Below are 24,676 nucleotides of genomic sequence, written 5' to 3' on the forward strand. Positions count from 1 at the left end.
AGCCACGTGCCCGCCGCCGACCACGGGCCGGATGTGCAGCCCTCTGGGGAGGAGTCAGGACCGGAAGTCGTCGGCGTGGTCCCGGGCCCACTGGGCGAAGGTGTGCGCGGGGCGGCCGGTGATCTTCTCGACGATCGTCGAGGTGTCGGCCGGGGTGCCGTTGTGGGCCGCCCACACGCGCAGGAAGGTCTCGACGCCGATCGCGGGCATGGTCTTACCCATCTGCTCCCGCGCCTCCTCGACGGAGATCACTTCGAAGCGGATGCCGCGGCCGAGCGCGGCGCCGACCTGCTCGACCTGCTGCCGCAGGGTGAGCGACTCCACGCCGTAGACGGTGTACGCCCGCTGCCGGTGGCCCGGCTCGGTCAGCGCGGTGACGGCGAGCGTGGCCATGTCCTTCTCGTGGATCGGGGCGGTCTGCGCGTCCGGGTACGGGGTGCGGACGACGCCCTCGTCCCGGATCGACCGCTGCCACCACCACAGGGTGTTGGTGGCGAACATCCCCGGGCGGATGAACGTCCAGTCGATGCCGGACCGCTCGAGGGCCTCCTCGACGACGCGGTGCTGCCGGGCGATCGGGTTCTGCTCCGCGCCGGGGGCCACGACCGACCCCGACGACAGCAGCACCACGTGCCGTACGCCCGCGGATCGAGCGGCGTCGACGAACCGCGCGATTCCGTCCGGCTTGGTGTAGAGGAACACCTTCTCCGCGCCCTCCAGCGCGGTGGGCAGCGTCTCGGGCCGTTCCAGGTCGGCCGCCACGACCTTCATCCGCGGCGGCAGACCAGCAGCGTCGGGGGTCCGGCTGGTGGCGCGCACCTGCTCTCCGGCGGCGAGCAGACCGTCGGCGACATGCCGGCCCACGTTTCCCCGGGCACCGAAGACGACCGTGACCATATCGAGGACCTTCCTATTCTCCGGCTCCGCCGAGGAGCCTGGTCAGTTGACGGTGGAGCCGCTGCCGGGTCTCGGGTGCCAGTGGATCGTCGCCCAGGATGTCCCGGACGAACTGCGGCATCGCGATCGGCGCGAAGATCACGGCATAGGCGACCAGCAGCGCGAACTCCGGCTCGACCGCGTCGGTGACCTCGCCGGCCCGCTGGCGCAGGCGCATCTTCTCCACCGCCGCCCCCAGCCTGGACCGCTGGGCCTCCGCGTAGCGCTCGCCCTCCTCGGCGTCGGTGAAGGGGCAGTCGCCCAGCGCCTGCCAGATCGCCAGCCGTGCCCAGTCGGGCCGGTCGAGCGTCGCGTCCAGGTACGCGGCGATCGACTCGTCGAAGGACGCGTCGGGGGCCGCGATCGACGACTCGACCCGCTGCCACCGGCGACGCAGCTCCTCCAGCAGGCCCTGCTTACCGCCGAAGTAGTACGAGATCAGCTGCTGGTTGACGCCCGCACGCGCGGCGATCCCGGCGGTGCGCGCCCCGGCGTACCCCTTGGCCCCGAACTCGGCCACGGCGGCGTCGAGGATCCGCTCGCGGGTCTGCTCAGCGGCCTTGCCGCGGTCCTCCGGCTGCGGCGCCCTCCGTGTCGGCATGATCGGGACAGTAGCCAATCAAGTAGATGAATGACAACTCTCAATCGGATGATTGACGCTGCGACACGGCATTGCGATGGGGTCGGCGAGTCCAGATGCGTGGCCCTGGTGACGATCAGTCGCCCGACCGCTGCTGCAGCATCGATCCCGGGGAGGTCTCCGGCCACGGGTCCGGAGGCATCTGGTCCGCCGGCCGTTGCCGGTTCAGTCCGTCGTCGGCCGCCAGCGTCGCGCGGCACGGATCGCGATGAGACCGCCGCCCAGTCCGGTGAGCACTGCCAGGGCAACCGCCCCGGCCATGGCTCCGCTCAGCACGTTCCAGGAGAACCGGCCCACGCCGAAGATCGCCAGGTACTGGAAGCCCTGCCAGACGGCGACGAACGCACCGATGACGGTGGCGAGGAGGAGGGGGACGGTCAGATGCCACAGCCCGATGGTGAGGAAGATTCTGCGGCGGTCGGTGTGCACGGCCAGGGGCGCCAGTCCCGTCCCGAAGATCAGGAACTCGGCGAGGGAGCTGACCACGGTCGCCAGCAGGAGGATCGCGAGGCCGATGCTGCCGAACAGCACGAGCCACTGGCCGTTGCGAGCCTGGGAGACGCCACCGACGAGCCAGTCATAGCCCAATGGGTCGCTGGTCGGCGTCGGAAGCGTGGCATACGCCGCTTGCTTGACCACGTCGGCTCGTCCGGTGCGATCAGCGATCACGGCGAGTGCGGTGGCCGTCCGCTCGCCCCGAAGGTAGGGTCCGGCCTGGAACCGGACGCCCTGCTCCTCCACGTTGCCGGACCAGCGCGCCAGCTCTTGAACTTGAGGTGTCCCGGAGTCGCTGGGCACCGCCGCGGGAGTGGCCGGACATCCCAGCCGGAGGGTCCGGAGCGCCGTGCATGGGCCCCGCAGCGTCGCGGACCGGCCCTCTTCGCTGCGCAGTGCCAGGACCTGGAACCCGACGGGCAGCCTGCGGCGGAACGTGTCGATCCGGTCGCTGGTGAGGCTCGGCGAGTTGACGAGCACGACCGTGTCACCCGATGCGCGCCTGCGTCGCCCGGGCCGCCACGGCCTCGTCGGTCTGAACACTCGCCATGACCTGAAGCTGCGTGATGAGGCCGATCCCGACGACAGCGGTGATGGCGATCCGGACCACCACGCCGGGGCGTGCAGAGGTCCAGCGGCCCGCGATGACCAGCCCCGGGCCGCCGGCCCGGCGGCCCAGTCGCGCGATGCGGGACCCGAGCCGGCGGCTGGCCACGGCGGCCACCGACGGCAGCGTCGCCCAGAGCCCGGCGGTGCCGCAGGATCGCCATCGCGGTCGTTGCGAGCAGCGCCGAGGCCAGCAGCAGCGCGACGAAGCGCAGGTGCTGACCACGATCATTTATGGCGGCGGAGCCGGACCACCGTGGCCATGAACCGTCAGGGTTCCGAGTACCCCACCACGGTGCTTCCGGAGGAGGCGTGCACGTCGATGTGATGGTCGGAAGCGTCGTCACGCAGACCGGGGGAGACGCCCACCCCGGTGAATGAAGACCCTCCGGTCACCCGGTAGCGCTGCCCCCGCGGCACCATGATCGTGATGGAGCCGGAGCTCGCCCGCGCCCTGACGTCCCGAGGGGCCTCCTGGAACGCCAGTGTCATGGCTCCGGACGAGAGCTGGGCGTCCACCTGGGACGACCTGAGATCGGTGGATTTGATCGCTCCCGAACTGGCACGCACCCACACGGGTCCTGCCAGCCGCTCCATCGACACGACACCGGAGGTGGTCTGCAGTCGTACGGCTCCCGTGAGCCCATGGGCACCGACCGTTCCGGACGAGGACGTCGCCTGCAACGCGACCCCGGCCGGGACCTGAACGTCGAGCCCGACACCGCACTCCAGGCTGCTGAACAGGGGGCTTCCTGACCCACACGCGGCCCTGAGCCGGAGGGTGGTGCCGTCCCAGCGCTGCTCGACGTGCGGTTTGTTCAGCGCCCACTTCAGCGTCTGCTTCACGGTCACCTGCCCGGCGGGCCCGGCGGTGACCTCGACGTCGCCGGCGCCCACCTCCACCACCAGCGCCGTGATCGGATGGGCACTGGACATGATCTGGCTGCGGTACGTCTGGCGGATCAGCCGCCCCCAGATCTGCACTCCGTTCGGCACGACCACCACGAACGCCGTCAGCACCGCGACGGCCAGCCAGAGGCCCTTGCGGCGCGGGCGCTGCGGGAGCGCCTCGGCGGCGGATCTCCGGGTCGGGGTCTCCGCGAGACCGGGTGACGCGCTCATGACCCACCCTCCAGGAACCGGAGTACGGCGAGGACCCGGCGGTGGTCGGCGTTCGCGCCGCCCACCAGGTCGAGCTTGGCGAAGATGTTGTTGATGTGCTTGGCGACGGCGCTCTCGCTGACCACCAGAGCCTCTGCGATGCCGCTGTTCGAGCGCCCCTCGGCCATCAGCGCCAGCACCTCCCGCTCGCGCGGGGTCAGGCTCTCGAGCGGGTCGTTCTGCCGCCGGACGAGCAGCTGGGCGACGACCTCCGGGTCGAGGGCGGTGCCGCCGGCGGCGACGCGGCGCAGCGCGTCCAGGAAGGAGGAGACGTCGGCGACCCGGTCCTTGAGCAGGTAGCCGATGCCGCTGGTGTTGGTGGCGAGGAGGTCCGCGGCGTACCGCTCCTCGACGTACTGCGACAGCAACAGGACGGCGACGTCCGGCCACTGCCGGCGGATGACCAGCGCCGCCCGTACGCCTTCGTCGGAGTAGCCGGGAGGCATCCGCACGTCTGTGATCACCGCGTCGGGCCGGTGTTTCTCGACCGCGGCGAGCAGACCGTCGGCGTCCCCCGAGGCGTCGGCCACCTCGAACCCCGACGTCTCGAGCAGCTTGATCAATCCGGCCCGGAGCAGGACGGAATCCTCAGCGATCACAATGCGCACGGCAACTCCACGGTGATGACGGTCGGCCCACCGACCGGACTGGTGATCCGGAACGTACCGTCGACTGACCCGACGCGCTGCCGCAGCCCGTTGATGCCCGTGCCGCCCGACGGGTCGGCGCCGCCGATCCCGTCGTCGGTGATGGTCATCCGCAGGACGTCGCCCTGGCGGGCCAGCGCCATGTCCACGTGGGAGGCACGGGCGTGCTTGGTGACGTTGGTGAGGGCCTCGGAGGCCACGAAGTACGCGACCGCCTCCACGGTCGGCGCGGGACGTTCGGGCACGTCGACCCGCAGTTTCACGGGGAGCGGCGTACGGGCGGCGATGCCCGACAGCGCGGCGTCCAGGCCCCGGTCGTCGAGGACGGCCGGGTGCAGGCCGCGGACGACGTTCCGCAGGTCGGTGAGGGCCTCCTTGGCCTCCGTGTGCGCCTCGGCGATCACCTGCATCGCGTCGTCGGGCACGCCGGTGAGCGTCTCCTTGGCCAGCCCGAGGTTCATCGCGAGCGAGACGAGCCGCTGCTGTACGCCGTCGTGCAGGTCGCGCTCGATGCGGCGGCGTTCGGCGTCCGCGGCGTCGACGACGCCGGCCCGCTTCTCGGCGAGGTCTTCGACCTGGCGCTCGAGCACTTCGGCGCGGCTCGGGCCGAGCAGGGCCCGTGCGGCGCGGGCGTCCAGCCGCGCGACCAGCACGGCCACGGCGGGCGTGACGAGCAGGATCAGGACACCGCACAGGGTCAGGTTGGTGTACAGCCTGTAATGCCCGGGCATCGCGATCGGGCTGTACAGCGGCAGGGCCCATCCGTACGCGTAGAGCAGCGCCATTCCGAACCCGGCGGCCCACATCACGATGACGAGCAGGCCGCCCAGCGCGAGGACGGGCCCCGCCAGCGTGTGGTACGCCAGTTGCCGCCACGTCGCCGGGGAACGGAGGAAGGCCCGGATGTCGCGCCCAACGCGGGTCGGCGGGGGGACATCGATGCCGAGCACACTCCAGAACCGGCTCCTCTGCACGGCGGTCAGCGGCCTCAGCAGAGCGAGCGGCAGGAGGACGGAGATCACGAGGGCGAGCCACCACCCCGGCCCGTCCGCCGCCGGGACCGTTGTCCACGGCACCGCGAACGCCGACAGCACGACGAGGTGGACGGGAACGCCGGCCGTCACGAAGGCCGTGTTCCGCCACGCGCCACGCGACAACGGAAGGTAGTCGGTCCATCGAGGGGAGGCGCGGCGCTGGGAGACCGCTTGTGTCATGAGAAGACCTTATTTGGGGCTGTTTCCAGCACGCCATGCAGCAGACTTCCGTTCGGGGGTGAACCCAGTACCACCCCCAAGTCGGAAAGCGGCGTGACTGACGGTGACGCCGCTGATCGCCAAGATTTTGACCATGGTCACCAGCACGATCAGCCCGGCCGTCGTCCCGGCGAAGCATCCTCTCCCCACGCCGAAACGCGCCTCGGCCTCCCCGACCCGTACCCGCCCGCGATGGCCGGTCCGGCTGGGTCTCCTGTTCATCGGCGCCGGCCTGGCGCTGGTGCCCTGGCTGTTCGTGCTGGCCTCCAGCCTGCCCGCCACCGCGACCGCCGCACACTGGCCGATCGCCTGGGTGGGCCTGGACACACTGGAGGCACTCGCCCTGATCACGACGGGCGTGCTCCTCACGAGGCGCGACCCCCGGGGATGCCTGACCGCGATGGTCACCGCGACCCTGCTGACCGCGGACGCGTGGTTCGACGTGTCCACCGCCACCCCCGGCGCGGACCGGGTCACGGCGGTGGCGATGGCCGCCGGCCTGGAGATCCCCCTGGCCGTCCTGTGCACCATCCTGGCCCTCCGCACCCTGCCCCGCCACTCGTGACGGATCAGCAGCGAAAGGCTGAGGATCTGCGATGCCCGGGGTCACCGGGCCCGTCTCTCACCGACCCGGCTGCGGTGTCTCAGCCCGGGCCGAAATCGGCGGCCTCCTCGGGCTTCCAGACATCGGGCGCCGTCTGGCGGGGCCCTCGGTCGCGCACCTCAAGGCGGACCTTTTCCCGACTTACCGTCACGCGCAGGTGGATGTCCCCGCCGTCGGCCGCCGTGGAATGCCGGACGCAGTTACATCGAGACCCGCACCGGCGCGCGCCCCACCGTCCGCATGCGCCCGCAGTTGCGCCGCCTCACTCGCTCCTGGTACCGAGAGCAGCGTGGCGGATCGCCATTCCGCGCCGACATCGAGGCCCAGGGTCACGAGGCGGATTGGACGTGCAGGTCGAAAACCGCGACAGCGCCGCCGGCCATCGCCGAGCGGCTACGGATTGCGGCGGGCGACCCGGTGATGCACACGGACTACGTGTTCACCTCCGACGGCGAGCCCGTGATGACGAGTACCTCCTACGAGCCGCTGGAGCTGACGCGTGACACGCCGGTGATGCTGCCCGAACGCGGCCCGCACGCCGGTCGCGGCGTACGGGATCGGATGTCGGCGATCGGCCAGCGGATCGTGACGGCCACCGAGGTGGTGACGGCTCGCCCCGTCATGCAGAACGAGGCGGCCGCCTTGAAGACCAGCGCGGGCACGATCGTGATGGTGATCCAGCGGACATACTGGACGGAGGAGCGGCCGGTGGAGACGGCGGACATCGTCGTACCCGTCGATCGCTATGAACTGCTGTACGTCATCCCCGTTGAGGGCGAGTAAGCCGTCGGGCCGCACCGGGCGGATAACGGACTCTTTCGGGTCGGGGGAGCTGCCCTCGTGCTGCGGCTTCCCGCCACGCGGGAATTTTGCCGTCTGAGCGTAAGCCGCAGAACCAAGCGGCCCTCTCCGCCGGCGGCGTTCAGGCGTGATGTCGTGTTCGGCTCCGGCCACAGGTCGTGGGTACGGCGAGGGCCCCAGCCGAGATGGCCGGGCACGATGATCTGGCCTCTGACCGGGCCTCGCGTCAGCGGCGGAGGCTGATCACCTGGCCTTCGGGGGTCTCGCTCGCCCGGCCGGTGCCGGACAGCAGGGCACGGGCGCGCAGGACGATCTCCAGCTCGAATCGCAGATCCGGGTCCTGGAGCCGCTCGCCGAACAGGTCGTCGAGCTGGCGTAGCCGGTAGCGCACCGTCTGCGGATGGACGTGCAGCCGGACCGCGACCTCGTTGGCGTTGCGCCCCGCCTGCAGCCACGCCAGCAGCGTCTCCGCGAGCCGGTCCTGCTGGCTCTGCCGCAGGTGGGCCAGCGGGGCGAGCTGTCGCCCGGACAGGGCCGCGAGCAGCCCCTCGTCCTGGAAGAGGATGAGCGTGGACATGTGCTCGGCGCACCGTACGACGTTGTCGTCGGCGACGACGCCCCGGCGTACGAGGTCGAGGCCCTGCCGGGCCCAGCGCATCGACCGGGACACCTCCGACAGCCGTACGGTCGGGCCGACGACGGCGACCCAGTCGGTCAGGGCGGCGTCGAGCTGGCGGGCGCGGCCCGGCCCGTCGGGGTCGGGGACGATCAGGGAGGGCTTCGAGCGGCTGAGGTCGGCCAGGATGTCGGGCGGCAGCACGGGCCGGCCGACGCCCTGCCGGCGTTCGTAGAGGGCGACGGCGGCGACCGTGCGGGGCACGGGCCAGCGGGCGACGCGGGCGAGCTCGATGATGTCCTCGGCGGAGGCGGGCGGCCGGGCGAGGAGCAGGTTGACGAGGCGGCTGCGGCGGCGGGTGAGCTCTCCTGCGACGGCGGCCTCCGCCTGGGCGTAGCCCTCCGCGGCTGCGGCGGCGACCTCGTCCTGGATGAGCATGACCGTCTCGCCGAGTGCGCACAGCGATTGCGGGGACAGCCGGAGGGAATCGAGGTCGGCGGAGATCCGGCGCCAGACGGTCAGCCCGGCGACGCGGATGGCCATCTGGAGCGTGTCGAGGGCGCGCCCTTCGCGCGCCACGCTGTGGCCGATTCCCCGGAAGAACTCGGCGACCTGCTCGGTGGACGCCTCATCGTCGGTGACGCGTCTTAACACCTCATCGATGACCCGGTCGACGGCCGAGCGGATGACCGCGGCGAAGGCGTCATCCCAGCGGCGGGCGTATTCGGGGATCCGGCGGTGGATCTCCTCGGTCATCTCATCGGCCAGCCCTCGTCTGACCTCGGCGGCGAGTCGGGGTGGGATGGATGCCCACGGCCGCCCCTCATTCGTCACACGCAACCCTCCCCCCAGCCCATGGCTGAGATCGAAAGTTACCGTTGCAAGTGACGAAATGCACCAATTGTGCCAAAAGTGGCCAAGTCAACTCCGTTGCGTAATGAACGGGGAAGTACTACAAGTGGTAGAGGACCGATAGCCGAGGCGGTCGGGGGGGCCGCCAGAGCGGAGTGCGGCGATGGCGACTGCGCCCAGACCACTGTCCAACGCGGGCCGAGCGGTAGACGAACGCTTCGGCGGCGCTCGTTTTATGTCGAAGGCGATGCGGAAGGTCTTTCCCGATCACTGGACCTTCCTGCTCGGCGAGATCGCGATGTACTGCTTCTTCATCATCATCGCGAGCGGCATCTTCCTGACCTTCTTCTTCAAGCCGAGCTCGCACGACGTCGTCTACAACGGCCACTACATGCCGTTGCGCGGCATCACGATGAGCGAGGCGTACGAATCGACGCTCCGCATCAGCTTCGACGTGCGCGGCGGACTACTCATGCGGCAGATCCACCACTGGGCGACGATCGTGTTCCTGGCGTCGATCGTCGCGCACATGCTGCGCAACTTCTTCACCGGCGCTTTCCGTAAGCCGCGCGAGGTCAACTGGCTGATCGGCGTGACGCTGTTCATCCTCGTCCTCCTGAACGGCCTGTTCGGCTACTCCCTCCCGGACGACCTGCTGTCCGGCACCGGCATCCGCATCCTCGAAGGCGTCCTGCTGTCCCTGCCGCTCGTCGGCTCGTACCTGTCGTTCTTCCTGTTCGGCGGGGAGTTCCCGGGCAACGAGATCATCCCCAGGCTGTTCACGATCCACGTCCTGCTGATCCCGGGCATCCTGCTGGCGCTGCTCCCGCTGCACGCGGTGGTCCTCACCTGGCGGCAGACCCACACGCAGTTCCCCGCCAAGGGCCGCACGAACCGGACCGTTCAGGGCAAGCCGTTCTGGCCCGTCTTCATCGTCAAGACGTCGGCGTTCTTCATGTGGGTGTTCGGGTTCGTCGCGTTGCTGGCGACGTTCTTCCAGATCAACCCGATCTGGCTGTTCGGCCCGTACGAGCCGGGCAGCATCAGCGCCGGTTCGCAGCCCGACTGGTACATGGGATTCCTCGAGGGCTCACTGCGGATCATGCCGGCGTGGGAGATCAACGCGTTCGGGCACACGCTGCCGATGAACGTCATCGTCCCGGCGCTCGTCGTGCCGGGGGTGCTGTTCACCGGCCTGGCCATCTACCCGTTCCTCGAACGCTGGGTCACCCACGACTACGAGATCCACCATCTCCTCGACCGGCCGCGCGACGTCCCGGCGCGCGTCGGCATCGGCATGGCCGGCGTCGTCTTCTACGCGGTCCTGTGGCTGGCCGGCGGCAACGACATCATCGCCAAGACGTTCGAGATCCCGCTGTTCACCACCACGTGGATCTTCCGGATCGCCGTGATCGTCGGGCCGATTCTCGCGTTCGTCATCTCCCGGCGGATCGCCCTCGGCCTGCAGCACCGCGACCGCCACATGCTCGAACACGGCGTCGAGACCGGCGTCATCAAACGACTGCCCAACGGCGAGTACGTCGAGGTCGAGCGCCCGGTCGACGAGGAGGAGGCCGCGGTGGTCATGGCCCGCCGCGTGCCGCCCGCCCGGCCGCTGCTCGAAATGCAACCCGACGAGCACGGCGTGCTGTCCAAGCAGGGCCGCCGCCCGACCGCCCGCGTCAAGGTCAAGCTCAACCACGTCTACCGCGACGTCGTCGACCTACCGCACACCGCGCGGATCCGCACGGACGACGGCCGGGAGGAGCACCTGGCGATCACTTCGGGCGACGGTCAGGGCGCGGCGGTGCAGCCCACCGCCGGAGAGGGTGGTGCCCGACAGGCACACTGAAGCCGCTGTGGTGGGTCATTCGGTCCAGGACGCGAGCTTCTTGCCGGAGCGCAGGTTCCAGAGCACGCCGCCGTGGAAGAAGTCGGCGGCGGCCAGCATGACGCCGTCGGGGCTGAACGCCACGTCGTACAGGTCCTGGCTGCCCTCGATCGTCGCGAGCTTCCTCTCGGCCGAGACGTCCCAGATCTGGATGACGTGGCTGCCCGGCGTGCGGCTTGCGTCGAAGGTCGGGACGGCGAGCGTGTCCCCGTCCGTGCCGAACACCAGCGAATTTCCGACCGCGAGCACCTGGGTGGGCAACACGTGCTTCTCACGATGCGTGGCGATGTCCCACACCTGAATGCTGCCGTTGGACCTCTGGTCGTTGAAGGCGAGGGTACGGCCATCCGGGCTGAGCGCCACGCCGCTCTCGACCTGGGCTCCGGGCCAGGAGCTGACCTGCGTGCCCTTTTCCGCGTCCCACACGATGAGGCCGCTGCTCGTATCGTCGTACCCGCAGGCGACGTATCCGCTCGGGCTCACCGTCATGCTGAGGCAGGCGCCGCCACCCTTGGGGATCGGAATGGAGCCGGATCGGTAAGCGGCGGTGGGCACGTTCCATGTGCCCGCAGTGTGCCCGCCGGCGGCGATGAGCGTCTGGCCATCCGTGCTGAAGCGTAGCGCCTTCAGCTCGTCGTCGAATCCGGAGAAGGTGCGTTCCTTGCGTTTAGCGATGTCCCAGACCTCGACGTCGTTGAATCCGAGCCCGGCGGCGATGGTCTGGCCGTCCGGGCTGAACGTCAGTGCCTTGACGCCCTCTCCGGCGTCGGGCGTCTTGAACGAGCGCAGCTGCTTGTGCGACGTGGTCCCGTACAGCCGGATCACTCCGGAGTTGCCGGCGAACGCGACGGTGTCCCCGTCCGGGCTGATCGCCGTCGCCTCGAAGCCTCGTGGCGTCTCGGGCGTCGTCGGCGTACTCGGTGTGGCCGCCGGCGGCGTGTAGGGCGGGAAGCCGTCGAACGGACTGGAGCTTGGATTGACGCCGCTCGAGGACGAGCCGCTCGAAGGAATGTGCGCGAAAAGGTACAGGCCAAGGAAGAGGAGCCCGGCGACGACCGGTCCCCGCCAGAATCGCCGAGGCGCCGACGAAGGCGCTTGGGCGGGCAGATGGCGGGGCGGGGGGCTTCCGTGGCGTACGTAGTGGGGACGGCGGGGAAGTGCCCCGGGCTGCGCGGTGGGTTTCGGAGTCGGTGACGGCCCGCCGGCTCCGGCAGCGCCGCTGCCCGTGGCTGCGGTCGTCGGTGGGGCGGCCGGGCTCGCGGGAGTGGTGGTCCCCGAGGCCGGAGGAGCGGCCGGTTTCCCTGGGGACGGCGTCCCGGCGTCCTTTCCGGAGTCCGGCGACGAGAGAGCCGGTCGGGCGGGTGCCGACGGCGTGCCGTCGTCCTGGCGCAGGACCGCCTTCAGCCGCGCCGCCGTCTCCTCGGCGGTCGGGCGGCGGTCCGGATCCTTGATCAGCAGCGCGGCGATCAGCGGTTTGAGCGGCCCGCCATTGACCAGAGCGGGCACTTCCTGGGTGAGGAGGGTGAGCAGGACGGTGGCGTGGTCGGGGCCCTGGAAGGGTGGCCTGCCCTCGACGGCGTTGAACATCACGGCGCCGAGCGACCACAGGTCGGCGGCGGGGCTGGCGGCGGCGTTCTCGGCCTGTTCGGGTGCCATGAACGCCGGAGTGCCCAGGACGTCGTCGAAGTCCTGGGCGCGTTCGCCGACGCGCTGGGCGACGCCGAAGTCGGTGAGCACGATCCGCCGGTCCGTGATGAGGATGTTGGCGGGCTTGAGGTCCCGGTGCACGATCCCGGCGGCGTGGGCCTCCCGTAGCGCGTCCAGGACCGCGGCGCCGATCTCGGCGACCCGCCGGTAGGGCAGGCGCACCTCTTCCCGGAGGATGTCGGCGAGTGAGCGGCCTTCGATCAGCTCCATGACGATGACGGGGGAGCCGTCGTCGATGACGTCGTAGATGGTCACGACGCTCGAGTGGTTCAGCCGCGCGGTGGCGCGGGCCTCGCGCAGTGCCAGAGCGGTCAGTTCGGCGCGTTCGTCGTCGTCCACGTCGGGCGGGAACAGCACCCGTTTGATGGCGACCTCGCGGTCGAGCATCTCGTCATGGCCGCGCCATACGGTCCCCATGCCGCCATGGGCGATGACCTCGACCAGGCGGTACCGCCCGCTGATGAGCTCCTGCTCGCCGTCCGGCGTGCCATCCACCACGATCACTCAGACGCGGGCCCGCTCGGCGGGGTTCCCGGCGCGACGGGTGCTTCGGGAGTGAACCACCTCGCTCTCCGCCTTCCGGGCGACGAACGCTTCCGGTACCCATCTGGGCGGGGTCATCCGGTCCAGGACGCGAGTTTCCTGCCCGAACGCGCGTTCCACAACACACCATTCTGGTATTCCGCCACGACCAGCCTGTCCCCGTCCGCGCTGAACGCCATGGCGCTCGCGCCGCCGTCGCCGCCCCTGAGCGTCGCCACCTTCTTCTTCCGGGAGACGTCCCAAATTTGGATGACACCATCGGTGTCCGGGTCGGGAACGGCGAGCCTGCTCCCGTCCGGGCTGAACGCCAGCGCGTTCTTCGACGAGGAGACTTCGACGGCCAGGCTGCCGGTCTGGCGATGTGAAGCGACGTCCCAGACCTGTACGGGCTTGTCTTCGTCGGAGAAGAGGACCTTCTTGCCGTCCGGGCTGAGGGTCAAGCCGTACTCCCAGGGGGAGTTCGGCCATGCGGCCATCTGCTGATTGTTCTCGATATCCCAGACGACGATGCCGTCGTCGTCGTTCCCCCCGAAGTTCGAGTACCCGCAAGCCGCGTAGCGTCCGTTGGCGCTCAGCGCGGTGTCGCAGACGTCACCGTCGTTGGGCAGCGCGATGGCGCCGGCGGGGGTATAAGTTCCGGTCCCGACGTTCCAGGTACCGAATTTGCCGCCCATGCCGAGGGCGGTGAGGGTGCGGCCATCCGCGCTGAACTGCAACGTGCCGACCGCATCGCCGAAGTCATCGAGCTGGCGGTGCTTGTGTCCGGGGATGTCCCAGAGGGTGACCTTGTCAATGGCGACGGCGAGGGTCTGGCCGTCGGGGCTGAACGCCAGTGCATAGGTGTCCAGGTACTGCTCCGAAGACGGGCGGAAGCGCCACCGCAGCTTGTGGGACGCAGTGTCGTACACCCGGATCATCCCGGACTCTCCGCCGAACGCGACAAGTTTCCCGTCAGGGCTGATCGCCGTTTTTTCGAAGTATGCGGCTGGTCCGGGCGTAGGCGAGGCGCCCGGAGGGCTGCTCGGAGTGCTGCTCGGCGGGTACGGCGGGATGCTGGGCACGCCGCCGAACGGGTCGGACGGGCTCGGGTCGATCCCGGTCGGGGAGAAATGGTTCGAAGACAGGCCGGTGGCGCAGGCGTACAACACGATGCAGAAGAGGAATATCCCGCCGACGGCGCGGCCCAACTGCAGAGCGGCTGAGGCCGGACGCCGGGTGGGCCATGAGGCCGGGGGGCGGGCGGGGACATGGTGGGGACGCACGGGGTCGGGGCGCACGTAGTGCGGTCGCCGCGGAGCGGCTCCGGGGCTTACGGCGGGCTTCGAGGCCGGCGTGCCGCCGGTCGACGACGGCGCGGTCGAGGTGCCGCCGTCGGGTTTCGCGCCGTGAGGCTTCCCGGAGACCGATGGCACCGAGGGCGATGACGCAGCCGCCGGACTTCCGGCGTCAGGAGGCGTGGTGGGCGGTTTCCCGGAAGGCGTGATGGCGGGTGTTCCGGCCGTTGAAGCGCTGTCTTTGTGCCGCAGGATCGTGTCGAGACGCTGCGCGATGTCTTCGGCGGTGGGGCGGTGTTCGGGGTTCTTGTGCAGCAGGGCGGTGATGAGCGGGGCGAGTGGTCCGGCGTTCGCCGGGGCCGGTGCCTGCAGGGTGAGCAGGCTCAGCAGGACGGTGGGCTGGTCGGGGCCTTGGAAGGGTGGTTTGCCCTCGACGGCGTTGAAGAGCGTGGCGCCGAGTGACCATAGGTCGGCGGCGGGGCTGGCGGCGGCACCCTCGACCTGCTCGGGTGCCATGAACGCCGGGGTGCCCAGGACTTCCTCGGTGTCTTCGGCGCTTTCACCGGCTCGCTGTGCGACGCCGAAGTCGGTGATGACGACCCGGCGATCGGTGATGAGAACATTCGCCGGTTTGAGATCCCGGTGGATGATCCCGGCGGTGTGGGCCTCCCGTAGGGCGTCCAGGACCGCGGCGCCGATTTCGGCGACCCGCAGGTAGGGCAGGCGTACCTCTTCCCGGAGGATGTCGGCGAGTGAGCGGCCTTCGATCAGCTCCATGACGATGACGGGGGAGCCGTCGTCGATGACGTCGTAGATGGTCACGACGCCTGGGTGGTTCAGCCGTGCGGTGGCGCGGGCCTCGCGCAGTGCCAGAGCGGTCAGTTCGGCGCGTTCGTCGTCGTCCACGTCCGGCGGGAACAGCACCCGTTTGATGGCGACCTCGCGGTCGAGCATCTCGTCCTGGCCGCGCCACACGGTCCCCATGCCGCCCTGGCCGATGGCCTCGACCAGGCGGTACCGCCCGTTGATGAGTTCCTGCTCGTCGTCCGGCGTGCCGTCCACCATGATCACATCAGACGCGGGCCCGCCCGCCGGGGTTCCGGTCAGGACACCGGCCTCGACCCGTGGCGTTCCGTGGTGTAGGACAAGGGCGAGATCGCATCGCGTCCGGAGGAGACATTGACCGAGCAGCCCGGACCACCACCGTACGGTCCTGTCGAGCACCCGGGCGCCGGGCCGTACGGGCCGCCGGGGTCTCTAGGTCCGGAACCGTACGGACCGCCGGGGCCTCCGGGCCCGCAGCCGTCCGGTTCACCGGGGCCTACAGGTCCGGAACCGTACGGACCGCCGGGCCCGCAGCCGTACGGGCCGCCCGCGTCTCCGGGTCCGCAGTCCTACGCTCCGCCGCCGTACGGACTCGGCCCGGGTCAGGGCTTCGCGCCGGGCCCGCCCCGGCGCGGCCGTGGTCCGCTCATCGCGGTCGTGGCCGTCGCGGCGGTGGTGCTGCTGGCCGGTGCGGCGACGGCGATCGTGCTCCTTACCGGGAACAAGGAGTCGACCCGGGCCTCGGGCGCGCTGAAGACGCCGATCCGGTTCCGGCAGGTGACCGCGGAGTCGCCGAGCCCGTGCTCGGGCGGCGGTGTTCCGGACGCGGACGGGCGGACGTGTTACCGGCTCGCCGACGAGCGCGGCATGTCGGTGAGCCGGGTGAAGGTCATCATGGTGCAGGCCCCGGACCCTGCGCACGGCAGCACGTCATGGGGGCTCCGCCTGGATTTGGAGCGCGCGGACGCCCAGGCATTCGCGACGCTGAGCTCCACCGCGGCGGGGTCGCCGCAGCCCGGCAACAAGATCGCCATGGTGGTCGGGGACAAGGTGGTCTCCGCGCCGATGGTCATGCAGGCCATCACCGGCGGCAGCGTCGAGATCAACGGAAGCTTCGACGAGCAGTCCGCCAAGAACCTCTTCCGCCGACTCACCGGCCGAACCGGGTAGCGCCGATGGAGAGGCAGGTCTGATGACCGACGACCATCGTTTCCAGATCAATCCCGGACGAGACGCCTACACCGCCGGCCGAGACCTGAACCTCAATGTGCGGTTGTCCGACGAGGGCGAGTCGCGGCCGCCGCCGGATCAGCTTCCGTTAGACGTTCCGGCCTTCACCGGACGGGAGCGGGAGCTCTCCCGGCTGGCCGAACTGGCCGCCACCGGTGGTTCCGTCGTCGTCACCGCGATCGACGGTACCGCCGGTGTCGGCAAGACGGCCTTGGCGGTGCACGCCGCCCACCGCTGTCATGCGGACTTTCCCGACGGTCGCCTCTACGTCGACCTGGGCGGCCACTCCGAGGGCGCCGGCCCCGCCGATCCGGCCGACGTGCTGGACGGGTTTCTCCGCGACCTCGGGTTCGCCTCGGAGAAGATCTCGTCGCGGTCGGCGGATCGCACGAAGCTCTTCCGGTCCGCGCTCGCCAAGCGCCGAATGATCGTGCTCTTGGACAACGCGGCGAGCGAGGAGCAGGTCCGGCCTCTCCTGCCAGGATCGGGATCGTCGCTGGTGATCATCACCAGCCGTAATTCGCTGGCCGGGCTGGAGATCGGTGCGGACACGCGGATCACCCTGGACGTCCTCGACGAAGACCAGGCCGTCGAGATGCTGGCCGTGATCGCCGGGCGCGATCGCACGGCGAAGGAGCCCGCTGCGGCAAGCGAGATCGTGCGGTTGTGTGACCTGCTTCCGCTGGCCCTGAGCATCGCGGGCCGGGTCCTCGCCACCCATCCGGCATGGCCGCTCGAGCGACTGGCCGAACGGCTGCGCGACGAACGCCATCGGCTCGATGAACTCGAAGTCGGCGACCGGGCGGTCCGTGCCGCGTTCGCCATCTCCTATGCGAAGGGGGCGGAAGCACCGACCCGGATGTTCCGGCTGCTGGGCCTGCATCCGGGTCCCGATGTCACGGCGTCGGCCGCAGCCGCCCTGACGGATGTCGATGAGCGTTCCGCGGCCCGAACGCTCGACGCTCTGGCCCGGGCGCACCTGCTCCGTGAGGAGACGCCCGGCCGGTTCCGCATGCACGACCTGCTGCGGCTCTTCGCCCGCGAGCAGGCGGAGCAGGACGAGAGCGCCGAATCCCGCGACGCGGCGACGAGGCGACTCTTCGCCTACTACCGTGACGTCGCCTTCTCCATCTACGACCGCTGGGAGGCGGCCAGGACGGGTTCGGAGGACACCGCCGCGGCGGCCGCGGAGGCCCTGTCCGTGTTCGACGAGGAGCGGATGAATCTCGTCCGTGTGGCTCTGCTCGCCGCGACGGACGATCCCGCGACCCTCTGGGACATCGCCCAGGCCATCGAGATGCCGTTGTCCGTGACGCGCCGTTTCACCGACATCCTCGAGCTTTTCAAGCAGGTGGCCGACAGCGCCGACAAAGCCGGGAACCCACGCCTGGTGCTCACTGCGGTCCGCGCGATCGCGGCCGCCTACCACGACACGTGGAGCCCGAATCTCGCGGTCGAGGGTTTCGAGCGGGCACTGGCCGTCGCCCGCACCGCGCGCGACGAGACCGCGGAGCAGGGCATCCAGAACGATCTCGGTCTCGCCTATCGCCTGCGGGGCGACCTCGACGCGGCGATCGAGTGCTTCCAGGAGGCGGAGCGCATCGCGACGCGAACCCGTGACCAGGCCGCACTCGCGCGTGCGTACGGCAACCTCGCGCAGACCCACAGGATGCTCGGCCGTCTCGGCGAGGCGTTGCGGTTCGAGCGGAAGGCGCTCCGGCTGTTCCGCCGGCTACGGGAGCGCCGTGACGAGGCGCTCGCACTGTCGAGCCTGGCACAGATCCACATGGGGTTCGGCGAGTACAAGGCCGGGCGCGAGTGCTGCGAAAAGGCCCTGATCATCTTCCGCCGGCTGGGCGACCGGCATAACGAGGCCCTTGCCCATCACACCATGGCGAATCTCTACCTGGTCCAGGACCGCGAGGCCGAGGCCAGACAGAGTTTCCGGAAGGCGATCGAGATCCTCGACGACACCGACCCGTTCCTCGCCCAGCAGGTCAGGGTCGTGGCCACCCAGCTCGACCCGTAACGGACGGCTCAGAGCAGGGCGGCCTCGATGGCGCGGTGGAAGGTCGGGTAGGCGTAGATCATGTTCCGGAGGCGCTCGACGGGGACCTCGCCGTGGACCGCCACCGCGAGTGCGCTGAGCACCTCGCCGCCGACCGGCCCGGCCGACGTCGCGCCGACCAGGACCCCGTCGTGCTCGATGAGCTTGAGGAAGCCCTCGGCCTTGTGGATCCAGCCGCGGGCGGACACGGAGATGTCGGTGTGGTGGACGCGCACGTCCATCCCCTGCTCACGGGCCTGCTGCTCGGTCAGGCCGACCGCGCCGATCTCCGGGTCGGTGAATGTCACGCGCGGCACGGCACGGTAGTCGGCGGGCGGGCCGTCCTGGCCGAGGATGTCCCGTACGACGATCCGTGCCTGGTACACCGACATGTGCGTGAACGCGCCCTTGCCGGTGACGTCGCCGAGGGCCCACACGCCGTCGGCGGCGCGCATCCGCTCGTCCGTGTCGACGAACCGGGCGTTCTCGTCCAGGCCGACGGCGGCGACGCCCAGGGCCTTCAGGTCCGTACGGCGCCCGGTGGCGACGAGCAGCCGCTGGGCGCGCAGGTCGCCGTTCAGGACGAACGCGTCGCCGTCGTGGCGGACGTGCTCGACCTTCGCGCCCGTACGGACCTCGATGCCCTCGTTCTCGAAGACCTTCTGCAGCAGCTCGCTGGACTCGGGCTCCTCCAGGGCGAGCAGCCGGGGCAGGGCCTCGACCACGGTCACCCGGCTGCCGAATCGGGCGAACACCTGGGCCAGCTCCACGCCGATCGCCCCGCCGCCCAGCACGAGCAGCGACTCGGGGACCTCGGTGGTCTCGATCGCCTCCCGGTTGGTCCAGTACGGCGTGTCGCGCAGGCCGTCGATCGGCGGGATCGACGGCGCGGTGCCGTTGGCGATGACGATGCCCTTGCGGGCGCGGAAGACCTGGTCGCCGACGGTGACCTCGTTCGGGCCGGTGATCCGGCCCTTCCCGCGTACGAGCGTGCCGCCCTTCCCGGTGAACCGGTCGGCCGCGACCTTGTCGTCCCAGTTGTCGGTGGCCTCCCGCACCCGGCGCGCCACCGGCGCCCAGGACGGCCGGACCTCCGCGTCCCCGGCCATGCCCGGGATGCGGCGGCCCTCGGCCAGCAGGTCGGCCGCGCGGATCATCATCTTGCTGGGGATGCATCCCCAGTAGGGGCACTCGCCGCCGACGAGACGGTCTTCGATGCCCACCACCGCGAGCCCGGCCTCGGCCAGGCTGCCCGCTGCCTCTTCTCCGCCCGGGCCGAGCCCGATGACGATGACGTCGACGTCCATGGCCCCATCTTTGCCTACTTGGGGACGCTCTCCCGTACGGCCTCGTCGTAGAGGTGCTTGACGTCCTCGTCGAAGTAGGAGCTGTAGGAGACGTCGTCCTCCTCGCCGCCTTCGTCGCGACCGCCGATCACGCCGACGACCTTTCCCACGCGGGTGTTCGGGTCGTAGCCGGTGAGCCAGGGGCTGCCGCTGGTGCCGGGGAAGTACCCGTTGCAGTCGAACCGCAGCTGGTAGGTGTCCTCTTTGGACGTGGAGTTCACACAGGTGATCGGCCTGTCGGACTGCATCGGGTAGCCGGTGACCCGTACGACGTTGCTGAAGCCGGCGTCGATGGCGAGCGTGTTGGCGCCGACGACGTCGGCGATGTTCTTGCCGTTCAGGGGCTCGAGCACGGCGAAGCCGACGTCGAGGTCCTCATCCGAGCTGTTCGCCCAGCGGGTGTCGACGAGCTGCGTGCGGACCTTCCAGATTCCGTACGGGGCCTTGCCGTCGCGGTAGCCGGGGACGAACACCAGGTCGCTGGTGTAGTCACTGTCCTTGCCGCCGTGCAGGCAGTGCGCGGCGGTGATGATCAGGTTGCGGTTGGGGCTGTCGACCGTGCTCGCGGTGCAGAAGTGGGTTCCGGAGGTGTCGTGGGAGAACAGCGCGCCGACCCGGCGGCCGTACACCGCGGCTTGGGCGGTCGGCGTGCCGTTCGGCGGGGGAGTCGGTGCGCCGGCGGCCGGTGAGGGAGTGGGTGCTGCGCTGGTGGTCGGGTGGTACGGATGTGCGGCCGGGCGATCGGCCGGGACTTTGGGTGTCGTCCCGTGTGCCGCGCCGCAGCCCGCCAGTAGGACGATCGCACTCACCGAACACAACATTCTGCGCATCGCACCCCCCTTGCCGCGTTCTTTCCTTAGGGATAACTCCCGAAACTCTCCGCATCCTGGACGGTGGCTGTGAGGACTCTGGGTACGGCCGGGTGGTCCGTTCTGACAGCGGACCGGCCCGTGACCTGATCGTTATATAGATTAGCCGTGCCGGTGAACACCCCGGTCTGTGTCTTGGGTGACAGTCACCACACCCGTGCCGTGCCGCAGTCGCGCCCTATACGTCCATAAAGCCGGTTAAATCTACTTCGCACATTGTTTGTCAGCTTTTGCGCGGACTCAGTTCCCCACGCCGAGGCCGGACATGAACGCGGACGGGTACCGGTCGCCGCGCGCCGAACCCGGCGGCACCGCCTTCTCGATTTCGGCGAGGTCGTCGGCGCCGACCGCAAGACCGTGCTGCACCTACGGGTGGGTCGCCTGCTGCTGGACTGCGAGACCCTGGTCACTCCCTACCAGCGTCAGCAGCTGCTGGTGCTCACCCCGGCGGACGCCGAGACCCGCGAGCGGCTGGAGCTGCTGCGGGTGCTCGGCGTCGAGGAGTTCCCCACGGGACCTACGGACGTCAGAGGATCCGGTGGATGATGTAGTACATGCCGCCCTTCTGGGAGACGGCGGCGAGCTTCTTGGCGCTGATCACGTGGGTGCCGCCGGTCTTCTTGCCGTTGGTCATCTTCCACGGATCCCAGACGGTGATGGTGCCCTTCGACTTGTTGTAGCCGTAGATGACGATCGCGTGCCCGGTGTTGTTCTTCCAGCCCTTGCCGCTCCAGGGCAGGTCGTCGATCCAGACGCCCAGGACGGTGGCCCGGTGCAGCACTCCCACGTCGCCTGCGACCAGGTTCATCAGCTTCGCCCCGCTGCTGATGTCGTCGCCGGTGCGGTACGTGCTCGTCTTCGACCTGACGTAGGAGTTGAGCACCGGGACGGCGGTCTTGGCCCAGGTGCCCTTGCTGGTGGTCCCCATCTTCTTGGCGAGGGTGGTCTGGCTAACCGTGATGCCGAAGCTGCGGAGGCTGATCGAACTGGCGGTCGGCACGCACCAGGAGTTCTTGCTCTGGTACTGCCCGACGATCTTCACGGTGTAGGCGTTGGGCGCGACCGCTGTCGTGGCGGCGGTTCCCTGGGTCACCGTGCGGACGGGCGTCTGGGCGCTGGTGCGCTCGACGTGGGACGTCGGCCCGCCGACTCCGACGGCCAGGGCGACGGCGGAGGCGGTGAGGACGCCTCCAGCGACCAAGAGGGCGGTGGGCGCCTTCTTCACCCTGAATGCTCCTAACGGGGGATAAGAAACTTCTATCTCGGAAGAACCATAGTTAACCCCAGTTACAAAATGTTGGGTTACGAGGCAATGTGACGATCATCCGCGTCGTGCCCAGAGAAGATCGCGACGGCCGCCCTCCCGCGAACTCCCGTGAACTTCCGCGAGCTGAGCCACCTGCGCGCGACCGTGCGCTGACGGCGGCCGAGGTCTCGGCGCGTACGCAGCGCCGCCGCGCCGTCGCAGCCCGCTCGCGCTGAGAGGATGATCACACCGGTTCCAAGATCAACTACCTGTCCGAAACCGGTACCGTCCGGCGATGACCTCTATGTCAACGGACGAAAAGGACAGGAGTCAATCCCCCATGACCTCGGCTTCGAACGCCTCCTCCAGTGGCCGACGACGGCTGTTCGCCCGCGTGGTGGCGACGGCGGCGGTCCTCGCCGGTGCGCTGACCACCGCCGGCGCCGCGCAGGCGGCCTCCACGAGCGGTGACCCCTCACCCAAGATCGTCGGTGGGAGCCCGGCCGACCAGACGTACTCGTTCATGGTCTCGCTGGAGTACCTGCGCAACGGCAACCCGGACTCCCACCGGTGCGGCGGCGCGCTGATCAAGCCGCAGTGGGTCGTCCTCGCGGCGCACTGCGTGTCCACGGAGGGCTCGGACACGACCCCGTCCCAGCCCATGGACCCGACCATCTTCCACGTCCGGATCGGCTCGAAGGACCGGACCACGGGCGGCACGATCGCGAAGCTCGACAAGATCGTCCTGCACCCCGGCTGGATCTTCTACCCGGACAAGGTCACCGGTAAGGACGTCGCGCTCCTGCACCTGACCGCGCCGGTCAGCGAGAAGACGGTGCCGATGGCCACCGTCCTCCCATCGCCGGGGACCAAGGTCCGGGAGATCGGCTGGGGGTACACCTCCAACAGCGACATCGGCGACCCGAGCAAGCTCCCGACCATCCTCCAGCAGCTGGACACCAAGATCATTCCGGACGACACCACGAAGTGCCACGTCGACGAGAACGGAAGCGACGCGTACGGCATCGCCGTCGGTGACACCTGCGCCGACAACCCGGAGGGTGTCCGCGGCCCGTGCGGCGGCGACTCCGGCTCCCCGCTGCTGTCGCTGATCGACCAGCGCTGGGTCCTCCAGGGCGTCGACAGCCGCGGGGTGAGCGACACCTGCGGCGGAGCCCCGGACATCTACACCGGCATCGGTTACTACCGCGACTGGATCAACAGCGTCATCGGGGCCTGACCGGGCATCGGGCCGGATGAGGTCGGTCGGTGGCCGTGACACACCGACCGGCTGTCTCACCGCGCGAGGTCGGCGGCGAAGCCCTCCAGCGCCGCGGCGACGGCCTCCGGCGCCTCCAGCGGCAGCAGGTGCCCGACACCGGGGATCACGTCGAACCGCGCGTGGGGGATCCAGGGCAGCAGATGATCGCGCAGGATCTGAGGCGGCTCGACCTGGTCGTGCTCGCCCGCCAGGACGAGGACGGGCACGTCGATCGCTCCGGCGGCGTCCGTGACGTCCGCCGCGATTCCGTGCAGCGGCCACTCCTGATACGCGGCGGCGTCGGCCGCCATGCTGTCGCGGACGACGGCCTCCCGTACGGCCGGATCCAGCGGGGCGGCGGTCAGCGCCTGGCCGAGCGACTGCTCGACGGCCTGCGGCGAGTCGTACGCCTGCGCGAGGAACCCCTGATACTCGGCGGTCACCGTCGCCGGTGGACGCGGCGGCGCAGGCGCCACCAGCACCACCCCGGCCAGTCCGGACGGACGCCGGGCGGCGGCGAGCTGGCTCACCTTGCCTCCCATCGAGTGCCCGACCAGCACGTACCGGTCGAGGCCGAGCCCCTGGGCGATGTCGATGACGTCGCCGGCGAGCCGATCGAGGCCGTACGGGCCGGGCAGTTCCCGGGACGAGCTCCAGCCGCGCTGGTCGAAGCGGACGACATCGCGATCGGCCGGCAGCCGCTCCACCACCGCGTCCCACGTACGGGCGGACCCGCCCCAGTAGTGCACGAGGACCAGCGCCGGCCCGCCTCCTTCTCGCCTGCGCACGCCGACCGCCCCGCCCGCCACCGCGATTGTGGTTTCCGTCATCACCGTGTTCTCCTCACACTCCCGAGCCGGGCTGTCCCGGCCAGGGGTCTTACTGCAAGATCGCAAGGTCGACGCTACGGTCGTCGTGGGAGGGAAACACGGTCGAAAGGCGCGTGACTGCTGTGGAAACCGGTCAGCTCCCCGGAGTGCGGCAGCTCCGCTACTCCCCGGCCCCGGGAGCGGGCTTCGGCGTCGAGGTGCTCGGCTTCGAACGCCTGCGCCAGATGGACGCGGGCCGTCGGCGGAGTCGGCCGCAGCGCCCGGACTTCCACGTCCTGGCACTCGTACGGTCGGGCACGGGACATCACACCGCCGACTTCGTCGACCACGCCCTGCAGGAGCGGAGCGTCGTGTGGATCCGGCCCGGCGTCGTTCACCGCTGGACCGACATCGACGACCTCGACGGCCCGCTGGTGCTGTTCGAGCAGGGCTTCCTGCCCGCCGGCCCCGCGGCCCGGGCGGCGGCGGACGTCTTCGCGCCGACGTGCTGGCAGTTGGACGAGAGCGCCTGGGACCTGAGCGTACGAGCGGCGGACCACCTGACGTACGAGCACGCGGCGGCCGTGGCCGACCCGCGCCTGGCATCGTCCCCCGTGCTCGCCCACCTGCTCGCGGCGCTCGCCCTGCGGGTGCTCCCCGCCCAACCGGGTATCTCCGCCGCGGCCGAGGACGACACGGTCTTCCGCCGCTACCGCGCCGCCGTGGAGAAGTACTTCACCCGATGGCACCACGTCGCCGACTACGCCCGCGCGCTCGGCTACGGCGTACGGACCCTGACCCGCGCGACCCGCGAAACCGCCGGTGTGGGCGCCAAGCAGTTCCTTGACCAGCGGATCCTGCTGGAGGCCAAACGCCTCCTAGCCCACACCGACCTGCCCGTCGCGCGCTGCGCCGAACGCCTCGGCTTCGACGACGCCGCGAACTTTAGTACGTTCTTCCAGCGTCAGGAGGGCCTGTCCCCCAGCCGCTGGCGCTCCGCCCGCAGCGGCCGCTGAC

Annotated in this window: 22 protein-coding genes; 8 read left to right on the forward strand and 14 right to left on the reverse strand. The window is 70.0% G+C overall.

Features of this window, described 5'->3' with window-relative positions:
* Nucleotides 1-54: 54 nt before the first annotated feature.
* The 7 genes from AB0I04_RS17715 to AB0I04_RS17745 all read right to left on the reverse strand — a co-directional run bounded on the left by AB0I04_RS17715 (nucleotide 55) and on the right by AB0I04_RS17745 (nucleotide 5,699).
* Nucleotides 55-897 carry an NAD(P)H-binding protein gene (locus AB0I04_RS17715; RefSeq protein ID WP_360885559.1) on the reverse strand — a complete coding sequence of 281 codons (843 nt, stop codon included), beginning with the start codon at nucleotides 895-897 and terminating at the stop codon, nucleotides 55-57.
* Between the two features lie 13 nt (nucleotides 898-910).
* The gene (locus tag AB0I04_RS17720; protein ID WP_360885561.1) at nucleotides 911-1,537 is read right to left on the reverse strand and encodes a TetR family transcriptional regulator; all 627 of its coding nucleotides are present in this window, start codon (nucleotides 1,535-1,537) and stop codon (nucleotides 911-913) included.
* Nucleotides 1,538-1,741: 204 nt separating this feature from the next.
* Nucleotides 1,742-2,551, reverse strand: a complete 810-nt coding sequence (locus tag AB0I04_RS17725) for a hypothetical protein (RefSeq protein ID WP_360885563.1) — start codon at nucleotides 2,549-2,551, stop codon at nucleotides 1,742-1,744.
* Between the two features lie 7 nt (nucleotides 2,552-2,558).
* On the reverse strand, nucleotides 2,559-2,795 hold the full coding sequence (locus tag AB0I04_RS17730) for a hypothetical protein (RefSeq protein WP_360885565.1): 237 nt from the start codon (nucleotides 2,793-2,795) through the stop codon (nucleotides 2,559-2,561).
* 152 nt (nucleotides 2,796-2,947) lie between these two features.
* Nucleotides 2,948-3,799: a DUF4097 family beta strand repeat-containing protein gene (locus AB0I04_RS17735; RefSeq protein WP_360885567.1), complete on the reverse strand. Its 852-nt coding sequence runs from the start codon at nucleotides 3,797-3,799 to the stop codon at nucleotides 2,948-2,950.
* Nucleotides 3,796-4,446 carry a response regulator transcription factor gene (locus AB0I04_RS17740; RefSeq protein WP_360885569.1) on the reverse strand — a complete coding sequence of 217 codons (651 nt, stop codon included), beginning with the start codon at nucleotides 4,444-4,446 and terminating at the stop codon, nucleotides 3,796-3,798. Before AB0I04_RS17740 ends, AB0I04_RS17735 begins: the two co-directional genes overlap by 4 nt.
* Nucleotides 4,434-5,699, reverse strand: a complete 1,266-nt coding sequence (locus tag AB0I04_RS17745; RefSeq protein WP_360885571.1) for a sensor histidine kinase — start codon at nucleotides 5,697-5,699, stop codon at nucleotides 4,434-4,436. The genes AB0I04_RS17740 and AB0I04_RS17745 overlap by 13 nt, the downstream gene beginning before the upstream one ends.
* Before the next feature lie 133 nt (nucleotides 5,700-5,832).
* Between AB0I04_RS17745 and AB0I04_RS17750 the strand changes: the two genes are divergently transcribed.
* Nucleotides 5,833-6,303 (forward strand): hypothetical protein, encoded by a 471-nt coding sequence (locus AB0I04_RS17750; RefSeq protein WP_360885573.1) that lies wholly within the window; start codon nucleotides 5,833-5,835, stop codon nucleotides 6,301-6,303.
* A 279-nt stretch (nucleotides 6,304-6,582) separates the two neighbouring features.
* Complete coding sequence (locus tag AB0I04_RS17755) at nucleotides 6,583-7,125, forward strand: UTRA domain-containing protein (RefSeq protein WP_360885575.1); 543 nt, start codon at nucleotides 6,583-6,585, stop codon at nucleotides 7,123-7,125.
* 244 nt (nucleotides 7,126-7,369) lie between these two features.
* On the opposite strand, the gene AB0I04_RS17760 is transcribed toward AB0I04_RS17755, so the two are convergent.
* Nucleotides 7,370-8,593: a helix-turn-helix domain-containing protein gene (locus AB0I04_RS17760; RefSeq protein ID WP_360885577.1), complete on the reverse strand. Its 1,224-nt coding sequence runs from the start codon at nucleotides 8,591-8,593 to the stop codon at nucleotides 7,370-7,372.
* Between the two features lie 265 nt (nucleotides 8,594-8,858).
* Here AB0I04_RS17760 and AB0I04_RS17765 point away from each other — a divergent pair, with 265 nt between their 5' ends.
* Nucleotides 8,859-10,463, forward strand: a complete 1,605-nt coding sequence (locus tag AB0I04_RS17765; protein WP_360885579.1) for a ubiquinol-cytochrome c reductase cytochrome b subunit — start codon at nucleotides 8,859-8,861, stop codon at nucleotides 10,461-10,463.
* A gap of 15 nt (nucleotides 10,464-10,478) precedes the next feature.
* Here AB0I04_RS17765 and AB0I04_RS17770 read toward each other — a convergent pair whose 3' ends face one another.
* Nucleotides 10,479-12,707 carry a protein kinase gene (locus AB0I04_RS17770; protein ID WP_360885581.1) on the reverse strand — a complete coding sequence of 743 codons (2,229 nt, stop codon included), beginning with the start codon at nucleotides 12,705-12,707 and terminating at the stop codon, nucleotides 10,479-10,481.
* Between the two features lie 119 nt (nucleotides 12,708-12,826).
* Nucleotides 12,827-15,091 carry a protein kinase gene (locus tag AB0I04_RS17775; protein WP_360885584.1) on the reverse strand — a complete coding sequence of 755 codons (2,265 nt, stop codon included), beginning with the start codon at nucleotides 15,089-15,091 and terminating at the stop codon, nucleotides 12,827-12,829.
* A gap of 417 nt (nucleotides 15,092-15,508) precedes the next feature.
* Between AB0I04_RS17775 and AB0I04_RS17780 the strand changes: the two genes are divergently transcribed.
* Both AB0I04_RS17780 and AB0I04_RS17785 read left to right on the forward strand, forming a co-directional pair.
* Complete coding sequence (locus AB0I04_RS17780) at nucleotides 15,509-16,021, forward strand: hypothetical protein (protein WP_360885586.1); 513 nt, start codon at nucleotides 15,509-15,511, stop codon at nucleotides 16,019-16,021.
* A 22-nt stretch (nucleotides 16,022-16,043) separates the two neighbouring features.
* Nucleotides 16,044-18,110 carry a tetratricopeptide repeat protein gene (locus AB0I04_RS17785; RefSeq protein WP_360885588.1) on the forward strand — a complete coding sequence of 689 codons (2,067 nt, stop codon included), beginning with the start codon at nucleotides 16,044-16,046 and terminating at the stop codon, nucleotides 18,108-18,110.
* Between the two features lie 8 nt (nucleotides 18,111-18,118).
* Here the strand turns inward: AB0I04_RS17785 and AB0I04_RS17790 are convergent, their stop codons facing one another.
* The gene (locus tag AB0I04_RS17790; RefSeq protein ID WP_360885590.1) at nucleotides 18,119-19,435 is read right to left on the reverse strand and encodes an NAD(P)/FAD-dependent oxidoreductase; all 1,317 of its coding nucleotides are present in this window, start codon (nucleotides 19,433-19,435) and stop codon (nucleotides 18,119-18,121) included.
* A 14-nt stretch (nucleotides 19,436-19,449) separates the two neighbouring features.
* Nucleotides 19,450-20,283 (reverse strand): serine protease, encoded by an 834-nt coding sequence (locus tag AB0I04_RS17795; RefSeq protein WP_360885592.1) that lies wholly within the window; start codon nucleotides 20,281-20,283, stop codon nucleotides 19,450-19,452.
* Nucleotides 20,284-20,559: 276 nt separating this feature from the next.
* Between AB0I04_RS17795 and AB0I04_RS17800 the strand changes: the two genes are divergently transcribed.
* Nucleotides 20,560-20,889: a hypothetical protein gene (locus AB0I04_RS17800; protein ID WP_360885594.1), complete on the forward strand. Its 330-nt coding sequence runs from the start codon at nucleotides 20,560-20,562 to the stop codon at nucleotides 20,887-20,889.
* Here AB0I04_RS17800 and AB0I04_RS17805 read toward each other — a convergent pair.
* Entirely contained in the window at nucleotides 20,870-21,568 is a 699-nt protein-coding gene (locus AB0I04_RS17805; protein WP_360885596.1) for a C39 family peptidase, read from the reverse strand. The genes AB0I04_RS17800 and AB0I04_RS17805 overlap by 20 nt on opposite strands.
* Nucleotides 21,569-21,929: 361 nt before the next feature.
* Here AB0I04_RS17805 and AB0I04_RS17810 point away from each other — a divergent pair, with 361 nt between their 5' ends.
* Nucleotides 21,930-22,829 (forward strand): serine protease, encoded by a 900-nt coding sequence (locus AB0I04_RS17810; protein WP_360885598.1) that lies wholly within the window; start codon nucleotides 21,930-21,932, stop codon nucleotides 22,827-22,829.
* Nucleotides 22,830-22,885: 56 nt separating this feature from the next.
* Here the strand turns inward: AB0I04_RS17810 and AB0I04_RS17815 are convergent, their stop codons facing one another.
* On the reverse strand, nucleotides 22,886-23,680 hold the full coding sequence (locus tag AB0I04_RS17815) for an alpha/beta hydrolase (protein ID WP_360885600.1): 795 nt from the start codon (nucleotides 23,678-23,680) through the stop codon (nucleotides 22,886-22,888).
* Between the two features lie 113 nt (nucleotides 23,681-23,793).
* On the opposite strand from AB0I04_RS17815, the gene AB0I04_RS17820 reads away from it, so the two are divergent.
* A complete protein-coding gene (locus AB0I04_RS17820; RefSeq protein ID WP_360885602.1) occupies nucleotides 23,794-24,675 on the forward strand; it encodes a helix-turn-helix domain-containing protein in 882 nt (293 codons plus the stop codon).
* Nucleotide 24,676: the final 1 nt, after the last annotated feature.

The organism is Actinoallomurus sp. NPDC050550 (assembly GCF_040655075.1).
Lineage (GTDB): Bacteria > Actinomycetota > Actinomycetes > Streptosporangiales > Streptosporangiaceae > Actinoallomurus.